Annotated in this window: 1 pseudogene; it reads left to right on the top strand. The window is 45.1% G+C overall.

What is annotated here, in order from left to right:
- Positions 1-1,115: pseudogene (locus DXZ20_RS37090) on the top strand (IS4 family transposase); the annotation flags it as partial.
- Between the last annotated feature and the right edge of the window lie 20 nt (positions 1,116-1,135).

The following is a 1,135-nucleotide window of genomic DNA, read 5'->3' as shown; positions in this document are numbered from 1 at the left end:
ATACAAGCGCATCGTCAAGTCACGCTTGGAACCTTAGCCAGTCTATTTCCTCAACCAATCAAATATGCGAGTCGTAAACGGAACCTGCAGCGGTTTCTAGTCCTGCCTCGTCTGAGTCTTAACGTGTTGTGGTTTCCAGTGATCAAATATTGGATTCGACAAGCTCAAACGGGGCATCGTTTCAATCGAGAGCAGCGTCGTCAGCTAAAAAAAAGACGCATCAGAAGTATGGATATTGGTTGATAGCGATAGACCGAACGCAATGGAAAGAACGTAATCTGTTTATGGTGACCCTGGTATGGGGGACTCATGCATTACCGCTCTATTGGGAGCTATTAGACCATGTAGGCAACAGTGATTTGAGGACCCAAAAACGAGTCTTAAACATCGCTCTGAAATTATTGAAACCCTATCCAACGTTGGTGATAGGAGACCGAGAATTTCATAGTCCCAAATTGGCCGAATGGCTGGACCAACAAGGGGTATATTTTGCCTTACGTCAGAAAAAAGACTTCCATTTTCAACACCATCCTGGTGACAAGTACCAAGTCCTCAAAGACCAAGGATTTAAGCCTGGGATGTCTCATTTTTATGTTGGCATTAGAGGGAACAAAGGAGACGAGTTAGGTCCCTTTAATCTGGCTGTTTATTGGAAACGTAAGTACCGCAAGACGGGACCGAAAGCCCCCTGGTATATCCTGACAAATCTCCCCACTCTCAAGCAAACCTTAAAAATTTACCGGTGTCGCTGGGGCATAGAACAATTTTTCAAAGATTGCAAAACCGGGGGCTATCACCTGGAAGATACCAAGGTGAATGACCGTCGCTTTTTAGCCTTAGTGGTGGTCATTGTGCTCGCCTATAGTTTGGCTACGATGCATGGACAACGAATGCAAGCATTACGGATAGACGAGTATGCTGGATGTATCAAAAAGTACTCAGACAAGGCTCCCTATCACAGTGATTTTAGCTTGGGTTTGTATGGGCAACGGTGGATAGTTGCTATGGATATATGGGCTGATTCGGCCTTGAAGTTGATCGCTCTCAAACCGAATAAACGGCTCTATTTTCAACGGGGTTTTCTCGCTCTGTCCCTTATGGAACATGCTTTATAGCTACGCTGTCACCCTTTAAG

The organism is Adonisia turfae CCMR0081 (genome assembly GCF_011009555.1).
GTDB classification, from domain to species: Bacteria; Cyanobacteriota; Cyanobacteriia; order Phormidesmidales; family Phormidesmidaceae; genus Leptothoe; species Leptothoe turfae.
This window is presented reverse-complemented; position numbering and strand designations above follow the sequence as displayed.